A 23,021-nucleotide genomic window follows, 5' to 3' on the forward strand; every position below is an offset into this window, starting at 1 on the left:
AGCTGGGCTGTGGGGGGAGCATCACCTCGATACTTTCACCCCAACGCATCATAGTGAGCACTGCAGCGCCTGCCATTTGGTGCCGCCAGCCCTCTTAGCTTATGCGGTCTCAGCACCTGTGCCCACCTATGTGGTCAACGCAATTGTTACCCTTTCAAAGCCACCACGTGCTTACCACACCGCCATTGCCTTTTCAGCTCGCGATCCACCTAGTCGAATAAATTCCCTCATGATTTAACCCATTTATTCACTAGGAGAACCCAATGAAAACACGTTTTTTACCCAGCATTATCGCCATGGCCGTTACGATGGCTGCGACGTCGGCACTCGCCGAAGAAGCCAATTACCAATCGTTTGACGCCCACGTGCACGGTGAAGTGGCCGCTAGCCTCGCCCAAGACGGTGAGCGTGTGCTGATTGAGCTGACCGCGCCCGGCCATGATGTGGTTGGGTTTGAGCACCACCCGAAAAATGCCGCCGATCAGCAAACGCTCGAAGATGCCTACGCGCTGCTGCGTGATGGTGGGAAACGCTTCCAACTTGCCGAAGCGGCGAATTGCCAGCTCGCCGAGACCAAAGTCACCAGCAGTTTTAACGACTACGATGAGCATCACGGCCATGAGGAGCATCATGGTCACGATGAACACCACGGTCATGACGAGCACCATGACCACGACGAACATCACGGCCACGACGAGCATAATAACCACGACGAACATCACGGCCACGATGAGCATCATAACCACGACGAACATCACGGCCACGATGAGCACCATGACCACGACGAGCACCACGGCCACGATGAGCACCATGATCACGACGAGCACCACGGCCACGATGAACATGATGCTCACCATGACGACCATCATGGACATGACCACGGTAACCACAATACCTTATCCGCGAACTATCAATTCGTTTGCCAAAACCCACAAGCCTTCACCGAATTGAAAACTGATTGGTTTAGCCTGTTTCCCAACACAGAAACCATCAAAATTCAGGCCTTTACTAATGATAAGGTCTGGGTAGACACCTTGAATCGTGCCAAGTCGCACATCCAGTGGTAGGGAAAAAGGAGGCGGGGCGCGTTAAGCGCCCCTGTCAGGCATGATTACCATCGAACAACTGCGTTTTACGTGGCCAGATCAGTCGCAACCGATCTTAGACATCGATAGCTTTGCGGTCGGTGAGGGCGAGCATGTATTTTTAAAAGGCCCCAGCGGCAGCGGGAAATCCACGCTACTGAGCCTGATTGCAGGTATTCATACCCCACAATCGGGTGTGTTGACAGTCAATCACCAAGCGCTGACGGCACTGAATGATCGCCAGCGGGATCAGTTTCGCGCTAACCATATTGGTTATATTTTTCAACAATTTAACCTGCTACCGTACTTATCTGTGCTTGATAATGTCACTGTGCCGCTGCGCTTTTCTCACGCGCGACGTCAAGCACTTCACCACTCCCCGCACCAAGAAGCCGGCACCTTACTCGATCGATTAGGCTTACCGGCTAGCTGCTACCATCAGCCAGTCACTGCGCTGAGTATCGGCCAGCAACAGCGGGTCGCAGCGGCACGCGCATTAATTGGTGCACCAGCGTTAATCATCGCTGACGAGCCCACTTCTGCGCTCGACACGGACACCCGGAATACCTTTATTCGGTTGCTGCAAGACCGATGCCGAGAAGCCAACAGCAGCTTATTGTTTGTCAGCCATGACAGCCAATTAGCGCCCTTGTTTGACCGCGATGTCTCACTTCCCGCGCTTAATCGCGCCATACATCGCGAGGAGGCCAACCCATGATTTCGCTTTTAGGATTGGCGGGGCAAAGCCTGAAAAATCGCCGCGCCACCGCACTGCTTTCTTTACTGACCGTCACCATTGCCGTGGTGCTCTTGCTCGGGGTAGAGAAGGTGCGCACCCAAGCTAAAGCCAGCTTTGCCAACACCATCTCCAATACCGATTTAATTGTCGGTGCCCGCTCCGGTCCCATCAATTTACTGCTCTACTCGGTGTTTCGTATTGGCAACGCCACCAACAATATCGGCTGGGACAGTTACCAGCGCCTTGGTGAGCATCCGGATGTGAGTTGGACCATCCCCATTTCACTGGGGGACTCTCACCGTGGCTTTCGGGTGGTTGGTACCACCAATGATTACTTTGATCATTACCAATATGGTCAAAAACAACCACTGGCCTTTCGCCAAGGCGGCTCATTTTCCGGCTTATTCGATACCGTGATTGGCGCCCAAGTGGCCAAAGAGTTGGGGTACAAGATGGGCGATAGTCTGATCATTGCCCATGGACTGGCCGACAAAGGCTTTAATCAGCATGACAACTTGCCCTTTACGGTCACTGGGATCTTGGCACCCACTGGCACCCCCGTCGACCGTAGCGTGCATGTATCGCTCGAGGCCATCGAAGCGATTCATGTCGGCTGGGAAAGTGGCGCGCGACTCGGCCAAGGCCTGACTCAAGCGCAAGCGCAGCAACGCGAGCTACAGCCGGAACAGCTGACCGCGGTGATGGTGGGCTTGAACAGCAAAATCAAAACCTTCGCTGTCCAGCGTTGGGTCAACACCTATCCACGCGAACCATTAACCGCGATTATGCCCGGCATTGCCTTGCATGAACTGTGGGGCATGATGCGGGTTGGCGAACAAGCCCTGCTGGTGATCTCTGGCTTTGTCGCCGTCGCCGGGCTTTTGGGCATGCTCTCAAGCCTGCTCACCAGCTTGAACGAACGTCGACGAGAAATGGCGATCTTACGTGCAATGGGCGCGCGGCCTTTGCATATTATTTTGCTTTTGGTCAGTGAGGCGGTCGCGATTACTCTCGCAGGGATCGTCTTTGGCGTGCTACTGCTTTATGGTGGACTCGCGCTGGCTCAGCCCTATATTCTCAGTGAATTTGGCTTGTTTTTGCCACTCGACTGGCCGTCTTCTTATGAGCTTTCACTGATGGCCGGTGTGTTGGTCGCTGGCTTTATCGTGGGCTTGATCCCGGCTTGGCGCGCCTATCGACAGGCGCTCGCTGATGGCATGACAATTAAGGTATAACAGATGAAAAAACGGATAATGCTCGGACTTATCGCCTTGCTTAGCAGTCTTTTTGGCTCTCAGGCTTGGGCAAATAGCGAACCACTCACGCTGGATTGGATTGATTTGGTGCCTGAGCATGAACGTGCTCAATTTGATAGCCGCGGGATGCCGGAAATCAGCCACGACAGTGAGAATCCACAAAGCCTGGTCGGCTCTGTTCGCCCAGAGCTCAACAACAGCCAAGTCAAAATCCCTGGCTTCGTGATCCCACTGGAAGGCGACGATAAAGTGGTAACGGAATTCCTACTGGTGCCCTTTCTTGGCGCCTGTATTCATGTTCCACCCCCGCCACCCAATCAAATTGTTTATGTAAAGTTTGCCGGCGGCGCGCCGATTCAACAGTTATGGGATGTGGTCTATGTCGAAGGCACGCTGAAAACCGAACATGTGAGCCATGACTTGGCAGAGGTGGGTTATGTGCTACAAGGCACCGAATTAACGGACTACGACGACGGATAAGTCCCTATCAATCAGTGAGCCTGATCGGCGCACCCGATGTTGTCAGACAATATAATGAGACAAGATCGCCAGTGCGCCAATGTACACGGCAATCAGTAGCAGATTGATGGGGTTGAGTTTTTGCTTGCGCACACGCATCCCTATGCTTGATTGTTAACGCTCATAATGTTAACAAATTTAATCTTTAATTAACATATTTGCCAGCACTAAATTTGCTGACAATCAGTGTGAGAATCGCATGGCAGAGCAAGACAAACCCGAGGTCGTCGACGTCCACCCCGATAAACGACAACATCAGGATCACAAGAATAAAGAAGACGCAGATCTGCGTGGCAGTAAAGGGCGGCTAAAAGCCATTGCCAGTGAATATTATGTCGATGCGCGCCTGCAGGAGGTTGAGCAGGAAGATCTCGCCCATCGCAGTGCCACCCGCCAGCGTCATGTGATGCAAAAGCAGCAGGCTAACCTCGAAGCCATCATTGCTCTGACCTACGACCAGTGTCACAGCGAAACCGCTCAGACCCCGGACCCAGATTGGCTGGTTCGTTTTTTCGATTTAGCCCGCAATATTCACGGCCATGCAATGCAGCAGTTGTGGGCGAAGATTCTCAAACAAGAAATGCTCCGCCCCGGCAGCACCTCAATTAAAGCACTGACCATTCTCGAGACTATGACCCAGCGCGAAGCGCAAGCACTGCAACGCGCCTGTGCATTGTCCAGCACCTTTGGGCAAGACAGCACCAAAAAGCTAGTCACTGGTTTTCGCCGCCGTCAAGGCTTGGTGCAACTGCTACGCCCAGAGCCGCCTCATAAGCTTTCGCTGGGTCACTATCAACTGTCTTATACCGATTTAATGCTGTTGATGGACTTGGGGCTGATCCTGCGCACTGAGCTTGAATCTGGTGTGATTGAAATGCAGCCAGCGATGCCGTTTAAACTGCAAGACACCCAATACATGCTCACCCCGCTCCACAAAGGGATGCGTCTTTATTATTACCGCTTTAGCCCCACTGGCCATGAGCTAGCAAAACTGGTCGGTAAACGCGTGCATCCCGATTATCACCACGCCATTTGTGAATTACTCGCCGAAGGCTTTGAGATGCACAGCGATGTGGGTGATACGGTCAACACTCACGCTTAATCTGACGAGCGCAACACCCCGCGCTCACGCAGTACGTGAAGACAGGTCGCCACATGCTCGGCGACGCTGAGATCACCGCTTAAATGGATCGCCGGTGTTCGCGGTGGCTCATACTCTGACGATATGCCGGTAAACGCCGGGATCTCGCCGGCACGCGCTTTTTTGTACAGCCCTTTGGGGTCGCGCTGTTCACATACCGCCAGCGGCGTATCGACAAAGACTTCAATAAACTGCCCCTCAGACAAACGCTCGCGCACCCGCTCTCGCTCCGCGCGAAACGGAGAGATAAAGGCACTCAAGACAATCAGGCCAGCATCAGTCATCAACTTAGCCACCTCGCCAATTCGGCGAATGTTTTCGGCTCTGTCCTGATCGGAAAAACCTAGATCGCGACATAAGCCATGGCGAATATTATCGCCATCCAGCAAATAGGTATGGTGCCCTTCGGCCACCAAGGCCGCCTCCAGCGCGCCGGCGATGGTCGATTTGCCCGAGCCAGACAAGCCGGTAAACCAAAGCACCACGGGTTGCTGCTGCTTTTGTGCACTGCGCTGGGCTTGGTCAACATGATGCTGGTGCCAGATCACATTGGGATCGGTTGACGCAGATACAGTGTCAGTCATGAAAGTCTCCGCTATTTCGTTGGCCACGCCATGATTAAGGGGCGACCGCCGTTAAAGGAAAAACAATCGGTAACAAGGTGAGCACTACTGCGGAATACACCACAGATAACGGTAATCCCAGACGCAAATAATCACGTAGCTGGTAATTGCCCACGCTGTATACCAATAAATTGGTTTGATACCCGTAAGGGGAAATAAAACTGGCACTGGCGCCAAACAGCACCGCCATCACAAAAGGCATAGGATCAACCCCATACCCTAGCGCCAAGCTATAGCCCAGCGGGAAAGCCAGCGCCGCCGCGGCATTGTTGGTGATAAGCTCGGTCAGTAACAAGGTCAGCAAGTACACCGCCACCAGCGCTCCTATCGCGCCTCCTGCGCTAAAGGTCGCCATAAACCAATCACTAAAACGTGCCGACAGCCCTGACGCCAACATCAGTTGTGCCAATGTCAGCGCCGCGCCGACAATCACCACCACCTCAACGGGAAAGCGACGTTGTAAATCGTGCAAAGAGATAATGCCGGTGACCAGCAACACCACCAAATACGCGGCTAAGCCATTGAGCAGTGGCATCGGGGTGAGCAAGGCCGCGCCAATCACTGCGACAAATCCTGCCAGTACCGCAACGCTTTTCCGCTCGGAAAGACGGGTACTGGCTTCCAAACCATTAAAGAGCACGAATTCACGCCGCAGCGCTTGGCTGTCTTGGCGAAAGGTTTTGCCCGGCACCAACACCAGCGTATCGCCGGCATGCAAAGGAATGTTGCCCAGTCCCCCATCGAGTTTTTCATGGCCGCGGCGAATGGCGACCACCACAGCATCAAAGGTCTCGCGAAACCGGGCGGCTTTGAGGGTTTTGCCACAAATGCTGGCGCTGTGGCTCACCACCACCTCAATCAAATTTTGCCCATCAATGTGATGCTGGCCGAACAAGGTCAAGCCAGGGATCTCTTGTAAGGTCGCAACACTTTCCACATCGCCGGCAAACTGCAACTTATCACCGGCCAATAACGGCGTCTCCGGACACACGGGCGCAATGACGCCGTCTTGACGATGAATTTCGGCCAAGTACAAACGCCGTAGTGCTCGCAAGCCATTGTCTGCCACGCTTTGCCCACATAGGGGCGAGTCGGCGGCTAGCCGCGCTTCGAGCACATACGGCAAGCTCTCTTCTTGTTCACCATCCTGGCGTGGCAACCGGTAGCTGAACGGAATTAACACCAACAATCCTGCCACCAGTGCGGCGGCACCGATGACCGTTGGTGTGAAAAATCCCAAACTGGGTAATCCCGCCCGCTCAACAAAGCTGTTCACAATGAGATTGGTCGACGTGCCAATCAGCGTCAGGGTGCCGCCGAGAATGGCGCTGTATGACAATGGGATCAAAAGCTGCGAGGGTGAGTGACGTCGGTTGCGCTTGATTGCGCCAATCATGGACACCACCACCGCAGTGTTATTGACCAGCGCCGACAGCAGCGCACTTGAGATGCCTAATTTAGCAATCACAGTGGGGAGTGCGCCGTGCGACGCCTGTCGCGCGACCCAGCTGGTCAGATGGGTTTTCTCTAGCGCACAAGAAACCAAAATCAGCAATACCAAGGTCAGCAGTGATGGCGCGGTAAAGTTCGCCGTCAGCGCTTCAACCGAGGTCAGCCCAGTTTGGAACGCCACAAACGCGGCCCCCGCAAACAAGAGCGCAGGCTTTAATCGAGTGAGCACCAAGCCGGCGACAATCGCCACCAGCAAGGTGAGTACCGTGGTTTCCTGCCAACTCATGGTCTATCCCAGTTGACGCAGATCCCGCGCTTGCCAATGCGGAAAGTGCTTGCGGATCAGCTGGTTTAACTCAAGCTCAAACGCTGAGAACGACGAGGTGGTTTGCGGCTGCGTCTCAGCCACATGACGGATCATCCCCGCGCCGACCGTCACATTGGTGAGGCGATCAATCAGGATAAAGCCACCGGTATTCGGGCTATCGTGATAGGTATCCAGCGGCACCGCTTCGCTCAGGGTCAAGGTGCAACGACCAATGCCATTGAGCGGCAAGGTGTCTGCGTCATGGGTGTTAAGCGTATTCACATCCACCCCATAGGACAGCGCCTCAACCTGTGCCGAGGTTTTCTTGCTGGCCAACTTAATCTCGTATTCGCGCCCCGGTGCCAGTGGGGTTTGTGTCATCCACACCATGTCGGCGTCAAACCGTTGACCCACCGCCACGTCATCATCCGCTCGCACCAAGAGATCGCCACGCGAAATATCAATTTCTTTATCCAGAGTGAGGGTAACCGCTTGACCACTAAAGGCAAATTCTCGGTCACCGTCAAAGGTGACGATGCGCGCGACCTTCGCGGTAAGCCCAGAGGGGAGTACCTTAACCTCATCACCCACATGCAACTCGCCACTGGCAAGGGTGCCCGCGTAGCCGCGAAAGTTCAGATCCGGTCGATTGACATACTGCACCGGAAAACGGAACGCACCCGTCCCGCGCGATTTTTCAATGTCGATGGCTTCTAGCTGGCTGAGCAGCGGCTCGCCTTGGTACCACGCCATCGCGTCACTGGCATTGACCACGTTGTCGCCTTCCAGTGCCGACAAGGGCACCATAGATACCGACAAGCCGGGGTTGAGCTGATCGGCAAACGCCAAATACTGCTCTTGAATTTCATCAAACCGAGCTTGGCTATATGCCACCAAATCCATCTTGTTCACCGCTACCACAAAATGCTGAATACCCAGCAAGTTAGCGATATACGAGTGGCGACGAGTCTGATCCAAGATGCCGTGGCGCGCGTCGATTAAGATCACTGCCACATCACAGGTCGACGCACCGGTGGCCATATTACGGGTGTACTGCTCATGGCCTGGGGTATCGGCGATGATAAACTTGCGCTTGGAGGTGGAGAAATAGCGATACGCCACATCAATGGTGATCCCCTGCTCGCGCTCGGCTTGTAGGCCGTCTACCAATAGCGCCAGATCCGGTTTCTCGCCCGTGGTGCCAACACGCTGGCTATCGGCATGGACAGCAGCCAGTTGATCTTCATAAATCTGTTGCGAGTCATGCAGCAAACGGCCTATTAAGGTCGATTTACCGTCATCGACCGAGCCACAGGTCAAAAAGCGCAATAAACTTTTGTGTTGGTGCTGTTGCAAGTAACCTTCAATACCCAGATCGGCCACCTGTTGTTGAATTGCTGGATTCATGACTGCTCCTTAGAAATAACCCTGACGCTTCTTGCGCTCCATGGACCCGGACTGATCGTGGTCGATCGCCCGCCCTTGACGCTCACTCGAGGTGGCGACCAACATCTCTTCGATGATCTCTGGCAAGGTATTGGCATGTGACTCGACTGCCCCGGTTAATGGGTAGCAGCCCAGGGTGCGAAAACGCACCGATTTATGGGTCACGGTTTCGTCGGGCCCAATCGGCATCCGCGCATCATCCACCATGTACAAGGTGCCATCGCGCTCTACCACTGGGCGCTCGGCCGCTAAATAAAGCGGAACAATGTCGATGTTTTCCAGATAGATATATTGCCAAATATCGAGCTCAGTCCAGTTAGAGAGCGGAAACACGCGAATACTCTCGCCTGGGTTCACTTGCCCGTTATAGTTGCGCCACAGCTCTGGCCGTTGGTTTTTCGGATCCCAGCGATGGTTCTTATCGCGGAACGAATAGACACGCTCTTTGGCGCGGGATTTTTCTTCGTCCCGACGCGCGCCGCCAAACGCCGCATCAAACTTATGCTGATCCAGCGCCTGCTTCAGCGCTTGGGTTTTCATGATATCGGTGTGCTTGTCGGAGCCGTGATCAAAAGGATTGATCCCCTGAGCCATCCCTTCTGGGTTTTTGTGCACGATCAGATCCAGCCCGAGCTCCTTGGCAGTACGATCGCGAAAGGCAATCATGTCGCGAAACTTCCAGTCGGTATCGACATGCAGCAGCGGAAACGGGATCTTTCCGGGGTAAAAAGCTTTGCGCGCCAAATGCAGCATCACTGACGAGTCTTTGCCAATCGAATACAGCATCACGGGGTTATCAAACTCCGCCGCGACTTCCCGCAGTATATGAATGCTCTCGGCTTCTAACTGCTGGAGGTGTGTGAGTGTTTTTGCATCCATCCTAACTATCCTTTAAGCGAAGTTAACCACAGCGGTGGGGGCTTGCGTGGGGTCGGCATCGCTTACCGCGCGCCCCTCGCCAAACCATGTCAGCTGACCGGCGAGTGCCGCCACTTCACCCACCACGATGAGCGCGGGCGACGCAGCTTGCTCCGCCAGCGACGGTAAGTTATTGAGTTGACCGGTAAACACTTTCTGCTCCGGACGCGTGCCGTTTTCAATCACCGCCACAGGCGTATCCGGCGATCGACCGTGAGCCATCAGTTGGCTTTGAATATGGGCCGATTTCATCAATCCCATATAAATCACCAAGGTCTGACGTGGGCGCGCTAACGTCGCCCACTCCAAGGTGTCTTGTTCTTTTTTCAAATGACCGGTAATAAACAGCGCGGTCTGGGCGTGATCGCGATGAGTGAGCGGAATACCGGCATAGGCCGTCGCCCCAGCAGCAGCGGTGATCCCGGGTACCACTTGAAAAGAAACACCGGCGTTGGCAAGCGTTTGTAATTCCTCACCACCGCGGCCAAACATGAAAGGATCGCCCCCTTTTAAGCGCACCACCCGTTTTCCGGCTTGAGCATGCTCAACCAACAGACGATTAATGTCGTCTTGGCTCACACTGTGGTAGCTCGCCCGTTTACCCACACAAATCAGCTCTGCGTCTCGGCGGCACAGCTCCATAATCGGCTCAGCCACTAGGTAGTCATAAAGCACCACATCGGCTTGCTGCATCAATTGCAACGCGCGCAAGGTCAATAGCCCAGGATCTCCCGGACCGGCGCCAATCAAGGCCACTTCGCCTTGGGTGGTGATTTGTCCACTCAGCTGCTCCAGCGCCTGCTCGGCTTGCTGGTGTTTGCCTGCCGCGACTAAATCGGCAAACCGACCACTAAAGGCGGCCTCCCAGAATTTGCGCCGGCCGGTCAAAGTCGGAATGCGCGCTTTCAGTTTGTCGCGAAACGCACCCGCCATCGCTGCCATCTTGCCGATATGCTGGGGCACTAGGGTTTCAATCTTCTCACGGAGCATCCGCGCCAATACTGGCGCTTTGCCGCCCGATGAGATGGCAATAATAATGGGAGAGCGATCCACTAATGAGGGGACAATAAAGCTGCATTTGGGGGTGTCATCGACGACATTGACCAAAATATTGCGGCTGTCAGCGGCAGTGGAGACCAGCTCGTTGACTAAAGCATTATCGGTCGCCGCAATCGCCAACATGTTTCCGTCCAGATGATCGGGACGAAACGCCTCGCGCAACACCGTCAGCTTTCCTTGCGCGTGTGCCTCCGCAAGTTCATGGTCGACGTCAGGCGCAACCACAGTGACCGCTGCGCCTACCTTGAGCAACATGCGCGTTTTGCGCCATGCCACTTCGCCGCCGCCAACGACGAGGCAAGGACGATGTTTCAGCTGAGCAAAGAGGGGAAGATAATCCATGATCGCGCATTCCCTTGATGACAATGCAGCCACTATATCGCCCCATATCTATTACTTGAAATTCTATAAATTCATTTTTTATTCTTTTTTGTGCTTAATAGAGTGAGCGTCACGATAACGGAAAGGATTAACGATGACTGAGATCGCAAAGCGTGCAAGATCCTTATGTTAGGCAGCAATCAAGACTGATAAGCCGATCAATCGCACAGCTTTTCAGGTATGAGAAACGGCATAATTCATCTGCCTGATAACTAACGCACACTTTTCACTGGAGACTCTGTTATGCGTTTACTGCCTTCTGCTGTTGCCACCGCGGTGGTTGCCGGCCTGTTTGCCGCCTCTGGTACGGCGTTTGCCGACACCATTAACCTGCGTGTGATTGAAACTACCGACATTCACACTAATGTGATGGATTACGACTACTACAAAAACAAACCGTCACAAAAAATCGGCTTGGTTCGCGCCGCCACCGTGGTCAAACAAGCCCGCGATGAAGCACAAAACGCGCTATTGGTGGATAACGGTGACCTTATTCAAGGCAGTCCGATGGGCGACTACATGGCGAGCAAAGGGATCAAGCCTGGCGAAGTACACCCAGTGTACAAAGCGATGAACTTGCTCAATTATGAAGTGGGTAACATCGGTAACCATGAGTTCAACTACGGCTTAGCGTTCTTAAAAGAGTCGATTAACGACGCCAACTTCCCGTATATCAACGCCAACGTATTTGATGCGGAGACTGGCGCGCACTACTTTGACCCGTATTTAATTAAAGAATACCAACTCAAAGACGAAGACGGTGATACCCACACCATCAAAGTCGGTTACATTGGCTTTGTCCCGCCACAGATCATGACTTGGGATAAAGCCAACCTTGAAGGTAAGGTCATCGCCAAAGACATTAAACAAACTGCTGAAAAACTCGTCCCAGAGATGAAAGCTAAGGGGGCAGACGTGGTGGTGGCCATCCCACACTCTGGTATCTCCCAAGCGCCATATAAAACAATGGCCGAAGATTCCGTGTATTACCTCACCGATGTCGACGGCATTGATGCCATTGCCTTCGGTCACTCGCACGCCGTATTCCCAAGTGACGACTTTGCCAATATTCCTGGTGCCGATATTGAAAAAGGCACCATCAACGGTGTGGCCAGTGTAATGGCCGGCCGCTGGGGGAGCCATGTGGGGGTGATTGATCTCGCCCTCGAGCAAGTGGACGGCCAATGGCAAGTCACTGATAGCAACGCACATGCGCGGCCGATTTTTGACCGCGCCAACAATAAAGCATTGGTTGAAGCCGATGAGGCGATGCTTGACGTGGTAGAGGCCGATCATAAAGCCACACAAGATTTTGTGAATCAACCGATCGGCAAAGCCAATGATGTGATGTACTCCTACTTAGCATTGCTCCAAGATGATCCGACCGTGCAGATTGTTAACCTTGCTCAGCAAGACTATGTCGAGCGCATGATCCAAGGCGACCCGGATTTGGCTGATCTTCCGGTTGTCTCTGCCGCTGCGCCCTTTAAGGCCGGTGGACGCAAGAACGATCCGACCAACTTTACCGAAGTAGAAGCCGGTCAGCTCACCTTCCGCAACGCCGCCGACTTGTATTTGTACCCCAATACCTTGGTGGCGCTGAAAGTCTCTGGCGCCGAACTCACCCAATGGCTGGAGTGTAGCGCCGGCCAGTTTAATCAAATCGAACCAAACGCAGAGCAGCCGCAATCGCTGATCAACTGGGACGGTTTCCGCACCTATAACTTTGATGTGATTGATGGGGTGGAATACCAAATTGATATCACCCAGCCCGCGCGTTACGACGGCGATTGTAATGAAGTGAACCCAGACGCATCACGGATCGTCAACCTCACCTATCAAGGCGAGCCGGTTGACCCCGAGCAAACCTTCTTGGTGGCGACCAATAACTACCGTGCCTACAGTGGTAAGTTCCCTGGCACCGGCAGCGATCATATTGCCTTTGCCGCGCCGGATGAAAACCGTACCGTGGTCGCTAACTACATCAGTCGCGTGAGTGAAGAGGAAGGTGAGGTGACCGTTAGCGCTGACAATAACTGGTCGATTGCCCCGATTAAGGGAGAGGCCGTGGTGCGCTTTGAAACCTCCCCGAGTGCGCAAGCGGCGCAGTTTATCGAGCAAAAAGGCCACTGGTCGATGACGCGAGAAGGGAAAGATGCGGTCGGATTTGCCGTTTATCATGTTGATTTAGGCCAACCTCGCCAGTAATTAACACAGAAAGATAAATAGCCTTTGAATACCGCAGCCTGTCTGCGGTATTTTTTATGTTCAATCAAGAGGAAATGACATGGAATGGCAACAGGCAACCTTTGATGCGCTGGATACCCGCACCTTATTCACACTGATGAAATTGCGTGTCGATGTGTTTGTGGTCGAGCAAGCCTGCGCCTATCCAGAGCTGGACACGCACGATACCGCGTCAGATACCGTGCATTTAATGGGCTGGCTAAACGGCGAGCTTGCCGCCTATGCCCGCATTCTCGCCCCTGGGGTAAGTTACTCAGGGAGCAGTATTGGTCGCGTGATTATTGCGCCCACTCATCGCAACGGGCAATGGGGTCATCAGCTGGTCCGCCAAGCCATTCAAGTATGCCAACAACAATGGCCCGAGCAGAATATAGAAATAGGCGCTCAAGCACACTTACAACGCTTTTACCAAAAACACGGTTTTGTCGCGTTTTCCGACGTTTACTTAGAAGATGGTATCCCCCATATCGATATGCGTTTAGCTGTCAGTGAGACGTCTGCCGTTTAAGCAAAAAAATCCCGCTGAATCAGCGGGATTTTTTCATCTATTGGCGGTTCGACCTATTTAGTTAGACGGAAACGCTGCATAGTGCTTTGCAGTGATTGCGCCAATTGGCTCAGTTCGCTACAGGCTTGCGCGGTTTGATCGGCGCCACCCGCCACTTCTTGGGCTGAGTCATTGATGCGCTCGATATTGCGGCTTAGCTCATCCGCTACCGAGTCTTGCTCACCACAAGCACTGGCGATCTGCATACCCATATCAGCAATATTTTCCACTGAGGTTTCAATCCCACGCACCAATTGCTGCGCCTGATCGCCCTGCTCCACACATTGCTCGATGCTCTCACAACTTTGGGTGGTAGCATTGCTAGCCTGAGTTGCAAACTGCTGCAGTTTCTCAATGATGGTGGTGATTTCACCGGTCGAGTCTTGCGTCCGGCCCGCCAGGGTGCGCACTTCATCCGCGACCACCGCAAAGCCACGACCAGACTCACCCGCACGCGCCGCCTCAATTGCCGCGTTCAAGGCCAACAAGTTGGTTTGCTCAGCGATATCACGAATCACATCCACCACCATGTTGATTTGTTTCGACTGCTGATCCAACTCATTAACGGTATCGCCGGTTTGACGCATGTCCTCGGCAACTTTACGAATCGAAGCTACCATACCGTCAATGTCTTGTGCGCCCATGCGAGACTGCTCACTCGCTTCATTGGCTGCGGTGGATGAGCTCTCGGTGTTCTGCGCCACATCCGCCACGGTGGCTTTCATTTGTGCCATCGCGGTCGCCACTTGCGACACTTCGTGTTGCTGATTTTGCATCCCGCTTGAAGTTTGGCTCGATACCGCACTCACCTCTTCCACCGAACTGCTTAGCTGGGTTACCGCGGCAATCACTTCTTCGATTAAGCTGCGCAGGCTGTCTTGCATGGTGATACTGGAATCGGCCAATTGACCCATTTCATCATTGCCAATCTGGCTACGATCCAACTGGTAAGTTAAGTCGCCCTTGGCAATCGCAGACGATTGCTCCATCACTAAACGCAACGGATTGATGATCGCACGAGTGAACACCACTGCCACCACAATCATAAAAGCGATCACTGCAAGCAGTACTCCGATAATGGTCATGCTCACCGTCGACACTTGATTCAGCATGGAGGTGCGGTTTGAGGTAATAAAACCTTGAGTCAGCTCAGACATTTCTTTAAGCGATTTCTCCAACTGGCCAAAGGTGCCGAACGAGTTAGATAGGATTTTTTGTGCCGCGGTCAGTTGCCCGTCTTCAACAAGGTCAGGAAAAGCACTGAGCTCTTGATTATATTGATCCCAATTGTTCTGAATACGACTGAAAATGGCTTTTTCATCATCGTACCAAAGGGTTTCTTCATACGCATCGAGCGCACGGCTGTAATCGCGCTTCATGACATCGATTTCGCCCAAGATTTCACGTCGTTCTGCTGGATCGTCAAAGGTGAGCACCGCATACTGATCTTGACGAATAAGAACGATTTCTTTATTGAGTCGCTCGATCTCAAGCACTGCAGGGAGGGTATCGTCCGTAAAGTTCAGCATATTATCGCGCATACCGCTGACTTGGGTAAAAATGTAAAACCCAAAGATCACCACAGCGATACCAATGAGGGAAAAAGCCGCGGTAAACTTTTTACCAATAGATAGATTTTTCAACATGGAAAAGCGAGTCCTCAACAAAATAGTGATTAGCGTGTTAATGCCTAGACATCCATGTTGAGGCGGGCTTGCGTGTCTGTCCTACACAGCGGCACGAATGCTAGCACAAAAAATAACCAAAGCGTGATGAAAGACTCATTATTTTTGCAAAAAGTCTGTCATACAATGATGGCTGATTGAGTAGACATTCTTGCCCTGAACAGCAACTTATCCCTTTTCCGCCCCAATGGTGTAGCGTATTCGACCCTATTGACCGATTTATAAAAAGTAGATCAAAAATCGTCCGGCAGCGACTTTAATCACACATCGATTAGAAAAAAGATAGAACAAGACTTAGATAAAGCGAGGCTGAGTACCGAAAGCACCCTGTTACTGTGCTTTCGGTTGGATTCTTGACATCAAAAGACTAACGCTGGCGAGCAAACCCGCCATCAGACAAACGGAAATAGAGTACCGATTGCCCTTTCTCGGTTTCGATTTGCAGAATATCTAACGCACCACTCTGTGTACGCTTAAAGCGGATCCACTGCCCTGGCTGGATGCGACTAATCGGCTTTCCCTCACCTTCAATATTAGCAATCGCATACAGATCGGTTAACGCTAAATCGTAGCGACGAAAGACTTTGGCCAGCGTGTCACCGGGCTCAATTTGATGGCTCACCCAAGGGCTATTTTCTGTTTTTTCAGCTTGTTGAGTCGCAGGTTCAGCGGTTGACGCCGCGACGGACGAATCATCTTGCGACGCAGACGACGCATTCGTCCCCGTATTCAGGGCGACGGGTTGACGAGTTTGCGGCGAGGGGGCTTTGGGCGAGGGGCTGGGAAGCATAGCCAACACCAATACAATCGGGATCAGCACTATCAATAGGCGTCGATGTAACACAGGAAGACGTCGCCAAAGCTGTTTTAACGGCTCCAAACCACGTAGACCATGGTTCAAGTGGGGCCGGTTTGTCCACTTCGCGTTAAGTTTCTCTCGCCATCCAGCACGCAGTTTGTTCCAGTGTGAACGCATTGCTGTTAACTTCATTGCCACTCCGCGCATGTTTTGTTGTTTTGTCCTCATCTTGGACGCCTTATTGGCACAAAAGTTTACCCACGAAACCATCACCTGTTATCCTTTCACACTTTATTGACGCAAAAAAGAGAGACGTTATGTCTGACGTACAACTGGAAACTGTCGAGCAGAAGGCGAGCTATGGCATCGGCCTACAAATGGGTCAACAGCTTGCCGGTAGCGGCCTAGAAGGCTTGCACGTTGATGCGATTGCAAAAGGCATCAGCACCGCGCTAGCTGGCCAAATGCCAGAGATTGAAATTGACGACATCAATAACGCATTGCGTGAGCTTCACACAAAAGCGGAAGAAGTTCGTCAAGAGGCTGCAAAAGCACAAGCGGCAGAAGGCGATGCCTTCTTGGCAGATAATGCCAAGCGTGAAGAAGTGACTGTGACAGAGTCAGGTTTGCAGTACGAGGTGCTGGTACAAGGTGACGGCGAGATCCCAACCAGCGATAAGCAGGTGCGTGTTCACTATCACGGTCAATTGGTTGATGGCAGCGTATTTGATAGCTCAGTCACGCGTGGCGAGCCGGTTGAGTTCCCTGTAACAGGTGTGATTAAAGGTTGGGTTGAAGCCCTGCAAATGATGCCGGTTGGCTCTAAGTGGAAGCTGTATGTACCACAAGATCTGGCCTACGGCGAGCGTGGCGCTGGCGCAGCCATTCCTCCGTTTGCCGCTCTTGTGTTTGAAGTTGAGCTACTCGACATCCTGTAATCGCTGACTGAATACAAGCGCCCAAACAGGAATGAGAAAAGCGATGCCTCGGCATCGCTTTTTGTCTCTTCATCTAGCGTTATTGCACGTACTCACGTGGGTTCACCGCGCCCCACCAGCTATAGATTTCTGGGAAAATCACATCCGCCTTGGTCTCATACTCCACTGCCCCAATGGTTTGCTCCCCTTGCTGACCGAATAGCACCACTTCGTCATTAGGGGCCACCTGATCAGCAATATCCGTAATATCAACCATAATGGTGTTCATTGATGCAACGCCAACAACAGGCACTCGGTGACCCTGAATGAGCACATCGGCATCATTACCCATTTTACGTGGGAAACCATCCGAATAGCCGACCGGTAAATTAGCCAGAATAGAATCGCGCTCCAAGGTATAAGTGCTGTCATAACCGACCGTGCTACCGGCAGGCAAGTGGTGAACAGAGGCCACCTTGGTCTTAAAGCTCATGATGGGCGGAAACTCTCGGTTGGTGGGCTGATCGCCATATAGCGCACCGCCAGGGCGAACCATATCAAAATGCCCCTCTGGCACGTTTAAGGTGACAAACGAGTTCGCGGCATGCAGCAAGACATCTTCACGTTTCAAGTCTGCCTGTTCAATCAACCATTCGCTGTTGGTTTTAAATTGTCCCAATTTGCTGCGAACATAATCCGCTTCGTAGTTAGGAAAATGCGTCATGATTCCCACCACGTCAAAGCGCGGGTCAGTGGCAATATCCAACGCGACTTGCTTACCCGCTTCCTCGTTCATCTCGATGCCATTGCGACCCATTCCACCAGCATTAAACGCCATGTGAACCGGAATGGTCACATCATGTTTGTCGGCAAGTTGCCGCATTTGCTCGGCTTGCTCTGCTGAGCCAATCAGCTCTTGCATATTCAATGCTAATGCACTCTCCATTTCCTGTAAGGTCGCGGTGCGCACACGCATGATCTCGCCAGTAAAGCCGCCTTCACGCAAGGTCCGTGCTTCTTCATTGCTGGCAATGCCAACACAGTCAATGCCACTGGCAATTACAGTGGGTAAAAGACCAGCAATCCCATTGCCATAGGCATCGGCTTTCATGACCACACAAATCTTGGTGCCTTCGCTGACTTGCTGCTGAACACGCTGAATATTGTCGCCAAAGGTGGAGGTGCTCACTTCTAGCCAGCCGTTGCCATGCCCCATATAACGATTACCGCTATCCGGCGTTGACGGCGTAGGCGAGGAGTAGTCGATGACGGCGGGCGCCCCAAGGGCAACGACACCGGCGACGGCAAGCGCCACTAAAGAGAATTTTTTGTTCATAAGCTTCACTGTTGGTCACATAAATGGAGCATCCGTGACGTGTTGAATAAAAGCTCGGCGCTTCTATTTATGCCTCCTGGCAATGCGCGCTGTTTATATCACAGAACACGGCACGGCTGACGAATCACTCAATAAAAAAGATAGACAAGTTCCGCGTATTTGAACAAAAAAACGCCACCCTAGGGTGACGTTTGAGAGAAGCGTTGTCGCCGACAAGACTCAACACGCTAGATGCCAGCGCCATCATTCAAGTCGTCTTCGTGCAATCCACATTCGCGTTTTAAGCCAAAAAAGCGCGTTTGTTCATCACGCATTCCTGGCTCCAAGCGCTGGGTAGTATGCACATCGCCCACTGATACATAGCCTTGATCACGCAAGGGGTGATAAGGCAAGTCGTGCTCGCGCAGATAGTCATCCACCGCTTGGTTCGACCAATCAATCACGGGCAAAAATTTAAACACCCCATGCTGAACACTGAGTATCGGCAAATTAGCACGAGAGTCTGACTGCCCCCGGCGCAATCCCGACAACCAGGTGCCGGCGTTTAGCTCTCGCAGCGCACGCTTCATTGGCTCAACTTTGTTGATTTGATTGTATTGGGTGATCCCCTCCACGCCTTGCTCCCACAGCTGGCCATAACGCGCTTCTTGCCAAGCAGGGCTGAGTGCGGCGCGATATACCCGTAAGTCTAAATCCAACCGGGTGGTGAGGGTATCGATAAACCGATAGGTTTCCGCAAACAAATAGCCGGTGTCGGTTAAAATTACCGGAATGTCCGATTTCACTTGGCTGACCAAATGCAGCATCAGCGCGGCTTGCACCCCAAAGCTCGACGACAGGACAAATTGCCCCTCAAGGTGCTCTAACGCCCAGGCGATACGCTCAGGTGCCGAGAGAGTTTCCAAGCTGGCATTGACCTCCGCCAATGCCAAGGCTTGCTGGCTTTTATTCATCGCGGCAATGTCAGCTAAGGCTAACGTCGCGTTGGGTTGAATGGTTTCAGGCATAAAAATCCCTCTTAGAGACATGCACGGGGGCAATCACCTCGCCACGGATCAAGAAATCACCAAAGTGCTCGCCCGGCTCGCGTTCTGTCGCCCAGCGACCAATCAGCTGATCCAACTCCTCGAGGATTTGGCGATCGGTGATATTCTCTTTATACATTTTCGGTATCCGGGTGCCTTCCCAGTTTCCGCCTAAGTGCAGGTTGTAACGCCCAGGCGCTTTACCTACCAAGCCGACCTCAGCCAGCATCGCGCGGCCACAGCCGTTAGGGCAACCGGTTACACGCAATACAATCGGATCATCTTGTACTTGATGTTTTTGCTGAATTTTCTCCACTTCCGTGACAAAGTCCGGTAAGAAGCGTTCGGCTTCAGCCATCGCCAGTGGACAGGTTGGGAAGGCCACACACGCCATCGAGTTAGTACGCTGAACACTGTGTTCGTCATCAATCAACCGATAGCGACGCGCTAACGCTTCAATCTCGTCTTTTTGCGCTTCCGGGATCCCAGCAATGATCAGGTTTTGGTTAGCGGTCATGCGGAAATCGCCTTGGTGGACCTTGGCGATCTCTGCCATGCCGGTTTTGAGCGGCTTTTCTGGCGTATCACGCAAACGGCCATTTTCGATAAACAGGGCAAGGTGGTATTTACCGTCAATGCCTTTGGTCCAGCCTAAGCGATCGCCGCGTCCGGTAAAGGTATAAGGCCGGCTTGGTGCAAAGCTCACCCCAGCACGCTTTTCCACTTCCGCTTTGAACACATCCGCGCCCACGCGATCAAGGGTGTACTTGGTTTTCGCATTCTTGCGGTTCGAACGGTTCCCCCAATCACGCTGGGTGGTGACCACCGCCTCAGCAATCTGCAACGTATGCTCTAGCGGAATAAAGCCAAAGTCATCGGCACGACGCGGGTAGGTGTTGGTGTCACCATGGGTCATCGCCAGCCCGCCACCGACGAGGACGTTAAAGCCAATCAGTTGTCCGTTTTCCGCAATCGCGACAAAGTTAAGATCGTTGGCGTGCACATCCACATCGTTTTGTGGCGGGATCACCACCGTGGTTTTGAACTTGCGCGGCAGATAGCGCTCACCCAAAATCGGCTCTTTGTCTTGGCTACCTTCGACTTTTTCACCATCAAGCCAAATCTCTGCGTAAGCGCGGGTTTTAGGCAGCAAGTGCTCGCTGATGCGCTTTGCCCAATCATAGGCTTGCTGATGGAGCTCTGACTCCACCGGGTTAGAGGTGCACAACACGTTGCGGTTCACATCGCCGGCGGTGGCAATCGAGTCAATGCCATATTCATTCAAGGTCTGGTGCATAAGCTTGATATTCGGCTTAAGGACACCATGAAACTGAAAGGTTTGTCGGGTAGTCAGGCGAATACTGCCATAGAGCGAGCTTTCACGGGCAAACTTGTCAATCGCTAACCATTGCTGGGGCGTAATAATCCCGCCCGGCATCCGCGCTCGCAACATCACATTATGCAGCGGCTCCAGTTTTTGCTTTTGCCGCTCAGCGCGAATATCGCGATCGTCTTGCTGATACATGCCGTGAAAACGGATCAGCTGGAAGTTATCATCGGTAAACCCCCCCGTGATCGGATCCTGTAAGTCTTGATCAATGGTGCCACGCAAGTAATCACTTTGCTCTTTCAAACGCTCATTATCGGCCAGTGGGCCCAGTGTATCGCCCGCAAATTTCTGTTCACTCATTAGTACACATCCCTTTGATAGCGCTTATCTTTGCGCAATTCATTAATAAAGGTTTCCGCTTGCTCACGGCTTTGTTGACCCTGTGTCTGGGCAATCTCAATTAAGGCTTCATGGACATCTTTCGCCATTTGGTTGGCATCACCACACACATAGATGTAAGCGCCATTTGATAGCCATTGCCACACTGTCTCAGCACGCGCGAGCAACCGGTGCTGGACATACACTTTCTCAGCCTGATCGCGGCTAAAGGCCACATCCATCCGCGTCAGCAGGCCAGATTTAAGGTATTGCTGCCATTCAACCTGGTAGAGGAAATCGTCAGTAAAGGTGCGATCGCCAAAGAACAACCAATTATCGCCTTTCGCCTCGCGTTGCTCTCGCTCTTGCAAGAAGGCGCGGAACGGCGCGATACCGGTACCTGGGCCTATCATAATGATGGGAGTGTCATCACTGGTTGGCAGTTTGAAGTTATCGTTGTGCTCAACAAACACCTTAACCGTCTCGGCCGCTTCAGCGCGGTGGGCGAGAAAGCTCGAGGCGCCGCCTTGGCGTGATTCTCCGCTCTCATGCTGATAATCCACCAGCCCCACGGTGAGGTGCACTTCGTCCTCCACTTCCGCTTGGCTAGAGGCGATCGAGTACAAACGCGGAGTCAGTCGGCGCAATATCGATTGAAACTGCTCGACATTGAGGTTGACGTCCGCCAGTGCCAGCACATCAATCAGCTGAGTGCGATTCGCGAACTCGCGCAATCCGGCTTTGTCTTCGGTCAATGCGGTGAGTGTGTCGCTTTCCGATAACGCCGCCAACGCTGTGATCTGCTGCGGGTTAGAAGCGGTGATCTCATAGTGGGCAATTAACGCGTCTCGCAACGAGAGGCTGTCACCACCGATATCGACGGTTTCATCGCCACGCAGGCCCACCTTGGCGACGATGCTGTCCACCAGTTCGGGATCATTTTGATACCATACGCCCAACGCATCACCCGGCTGATATTCAATGCCGGATTCATCGAGATCGAGTTCAATATGGTAAACCGCTTTATCTGAGCCTCGTCCGGTAATGCGCTGGCAGGTGAGTAGCTCGGCCGTGTACGGGGATTGTTTGGTGTATTTTGCCTGCGCGGTAGCTTGATGAAGAGGCACCACCTGCGCATCGCCACTGGCCTGAAACTGCTGCTTCACCTCGGCTAAGGTTTGCTCTCGCCAAGCACTGGCCGTGGCTTCATAATCCACATCGCAATCAAGACGCGCGACCATCGGCTTGGCGCCAAGCTTTTGCAAAAAGCCATCAAAGTCTTTACCCGTCTGGCAAAAGTACTCATAGCTCGAATCACCCAAGCTCAAAACGGCATAATGCAGATGATCAAGTTTGGGCGCTTTCTTGGATTGCAAAAATTCATGCAGCTCAATGGCGTTGTCCGGCGGCTCGCCTTCTCCATTAGTAGAGGCGACAATGACAAGATGGGTTTCTTTGCCCAGTTGCTTACCTTTGTAGTTATCTGCCGCCACCAATTTGGCTGGGATCCCAGCCGCTTCCGCTTCCTGATGCAGCGCCTCCGCTACGCCTTTAGCGTTGCCGGTTTGTGACGCATACAAAATGGTCAGAGTCTGGTTAGGGGCAGAACTGGCTTGTGGCATAGCATTGGGTGCCGCCGCTTCACCAGCAGGTGTTTGGCTTAACCCCCAAAAATAACCACTAATCCAGGCCAGTTGCTGCGGTGACAACTCCGCCACGGCTTGTTGCAACTGGCCTATTTGCTGATCATTAAGCGGGCTGGTTAACCCGGAGAGATCCTTGAGTAACATGGTGACGACATTCCTTGCTAACATTGCGTGAATGCTAGCGT

At 52.8% G+C, this 23,021-nt stretch carries 19 protein-coding genes; 8 read left to right on the forward strand and 11 right to left on the reverse strand.

Annotation, left to right across the window (positions count from 1 at the left end; all coding sequences use genetic code 11):
* The first annotated feature begins 263 nt into the window (after positions 1–263).
* The 5 genes from zrgA (at position 264) to FCN78_RS11565 (ending at position 4,701) form a co-directional block, all read left to right on the forward strand.
* A complete protein-coding gene (zrgA, locus tag FCN78_RS11545) occupies positions 264–1,067 on the forward strand; it encodes a zinc uptake protein ZrgA (RefSeq protein WP_106407186.1) in 804 nt (267 codons plus the stop codon).
* 40 nt (positions 1,068–1,107) lie between these two features.
* Positions 1,108–1,803 (forward strand): ABC transporter ATP-binding protein, encoded by a 696-nt coding sequence (locus FCN78_RS11550; RefSeq protein ID WP_077659300.1) that lies wholly within the window; start codon positions 1,108–1,110, stop codon positions 1,801–1,803.
* Positions 1,800–3,059 carry an ABC transporter permease gene (locus FCN78_RS11555; protein WP_077659301.1) on the forward strand — a complete coding sequence of 420 codons (1,260 nt, stop codon included), beginning with the start codon at positions 1,800–1,802 and terminating at the stop codon, positions 3,057–3,059. Before FCN78_RS11550 ends, FCN78_RS11555 begins: the two co-directional genes overlap by 4 nt.
* Positions 3,060–3,062: 3 nt before the next feature.
* Positions 3,063–3,560 carry a DUF3299 domain-containing protein gene (locus tag FCN78_RS11560; protein WP_069361660.1) on the forward strand — a complete coding sequence of 166 codons (498 nt, stop codon included), beginning with the start codon at positions 3,063–3,065 and terminating at the stop codon, positions 3,558–3,560.
* A gap of 238 nt (positions 3,561–3,798) precedes the next feature.
* Positions 3,799–4,701, forward strand: a complete 903-nt coding sequence (locus tag FCN78_RS11565) for a TIGR03899 family protein (RefSeq protein WP_077659302.1) — start codon at positions 3,799–3,801, stop codon at positions 4,699–4,701.
* Here the strand turns inward: FCN78_RS11565 and cysC are convergent.
* From cysC to cysG, 5 genes are read right to left on the reverse strand one after another with little or no spacing between them, the layout of a single operon-like run.
* Positions 4,698–5,324: an adenylyl-sulfate kinase gene (cysC, locus tag FCN78_RS11570; protein ID WP_077659303.1), complete on the reverse strand. Its 627-nt coding sequence runs from the start codon at positions 5,322–5,324 to the stop codon at positions 4,698–4,700. The genes FCN78_RS11565 and cysC overlap by 4 nt on opposite strands.
* Positions 5,325–5,358: 34 nt before the next feature.
* Complete coding sequence (locus FCN78_RS11575; RefSeq protein WP_077521638.1) at positions 5,359–7,101, reverse strand: SLC13 family permease; 1,743 nt, start codon at positions 7,099–7,101, stop codon at positions 5,359–5,361.
* A 3-nt stretch (positions 7,102–7,104) separates the two neighbouring features.
* On the reverse strand, positions 7,105–8,529 hold the full coding sequence (gene cysN, locus FCN78_RS11580) for a sulfate adenylyltransferase subunit CysN (protein ID WP_077659304.1): 1,425 nt from the start codon (positions 8,527–8,529) through the stop codon (positions 7,105–7,107).
* A 9-nt stretch (positions 8,530–8,538) separates the two neighbouring features.
* Positions 8,539–9,447 (reverse strand): sulfate adenylyltransferase subunit CysD, encoded by a 909-nt coding sequence (cysD, locus tag FCN78_RS11585; protein ID WP_046074308.1) that lies wholly within the window; start codon positions 9,445–9,447, stop codon positions 8,539–8,541.
* 12 nt (positions 9,448–9,459) lie between these two features.
* On the reverse strand, positions 9,460–10,887 hold the full coding sequence (gene cysG, locus FCN78_RS11590; RefSeq protein ID WP_077458102.1) for a siroheme synthase CysG: 1,428 nt from the start codon (positions 10,885–10,887) through the stop codon (positions 9,460–9,462).
* 282 nt (positions 10,888–11,169) lie between these two features.
* Here cysG and FCN78_RS11595 point away from each other — a divergent pair, with 282 nt between their 5' ends.
* Positions 11,170–13,134: a bifunctional 2',3'-cyclic-nucleotide 2'-phosphodiesterase/3'-nucleotidase gene (locus FCN78_RS11595; protein WP_077659305.1), complete on the forward strand. Its 1,965-nt coding sequence runs from the start codon at positions 11,170–11,172 to the stop codon at positions 13,132–13,134.
* Positions 13,135–13,213: 79 nt separating this feature from the next.
* Positions 13,214–13,681, forward strand: a complete 468-nt coding sequence (locus tag FCN78_RS11600) for a GNAT family N-acetyltransferase (protein WP_069361653.1) — start codon at positions 13,214–13,216, stop codon at positions 13,679–13,681.
* Between the two features lie 53 nt (positions 13,682–13,734).
* On the opposite strand, the gene FCN78_RS11605 is transcribed toward FCN78_RS11600, so the two are convergent.
* Both FCN78_RS11605 and FCN78_RS11610 read right to left on the reverse strand, forming a co-directional pair.
* Positions 13,735–15,366 (reverse strand): methyl-accepting chemotaxis protein, encoded by a 1,632-nt coding sequence (locus FCN78_RS11605; protein ID WP_077659306.1) that lies wholly within the window; start codon positions 15,364–15,366, stop codon positions 13,735–13,737.
* A gap of 406 nt (positions 15,367–15,772) precedes the next feature.
* Positions 15,773–16,396: a LysM-like peptidoglycan-binding domain-containing protein gene (locus tag FCN78_RS11610; protein WP_162274071.1), complete on the reverse strand. Its 624-nt coding sequence runs from the start codon at positions 16,394–16,396 to the stop codon at positions 15,773–15,775.
* Positions 16,397–16,521: 125 nt separating this feature from the next.
* Here FCN78_RS11610 and FCN78_RS11615 point away from each other — a divergent pair, with 125 nt between their 5' ends.
* Positions 16,522–17,142: a BamJ family beta-barrel-assembly machinery protein gene (locus FCN78_RS11615; RefSeq protein ID WP_069361650.1), complete on the forward strand. Its 621-nt coding sequence runs from the start codon at positions 16,522–16,524 to the stop codon at positions 17,140–17,142.
* A 79-nt stretch (positions 17,143–17,221) separates the two neighbouring features.
* Here FCN78_RS11615 and alr read toward each other — a convergent pair whose 3' ends face one another.
* The 4 genes from alr to FCN78_RS11635 form a co-directional block, all read right to left on the reverse strand.
* A complete protein-coding gene (alr, locus tag FCN78_RS11620; protein ID WP_077659308.1) occupies positions 17,222–18,457 on the reverse strand; it encodes an alanine racemase in 1,236 nt (411 codons plus the stop codon).
* 227 nt (positions 18,458–18,684) lie between these two features.
* Positions 18,685–19,464, reverse strand: a complete 780-nt coding sequence (locus FCN78_RS11625; protein WP_069361648.1) for a phosphoadenylyl-sulfate reductase — start codon at positions 19,462–19,464, stop codon at positions 18,685–18,687.
* Complete coding sequence (cysI, locus tag FCN78_RS11630; protein ID WP_077650631.1) at positions 19,457–21,172, reverse strand: assimilatory sulfite reductase (NADPH) hemoprotein subunit; 1,716 nt, start codon at positions 21,170–21,172, stop codon at positions 19,457–19,459. Before cysI ends, FCN78_RS11625 begins: the two co-directional genes overlap by 8 nt.
* Positions 21,172–22,980, reverse strand: coding sequence for an assimilatory sulfite reductase (NADPH) flavoprotein subunit (locus FCN78_RS11635; RefSeq protein WP_077659309.1), 1,809 nt, complete (start codon positions 22,978–22,980; stop codon positions 21,172–21,174). The genes cysI and FCN78_RS11635 overlap by 1 nt, the downstream gene beginning before the upstream one ends.
* Positions 22,981–23,021: the final 41 nt, after the last annotated feature.

The organism is Salinivibrio kushneri (assembly GCF_005280275.1).
In the GTDB taxonomy this organism is placed as follows: Bacteria; Pseudomonadota; Gammaproteobacteria; order Enterobacterales; family Vibrionaceae; genus Salinivibrio; species Salinivibrio kushneri.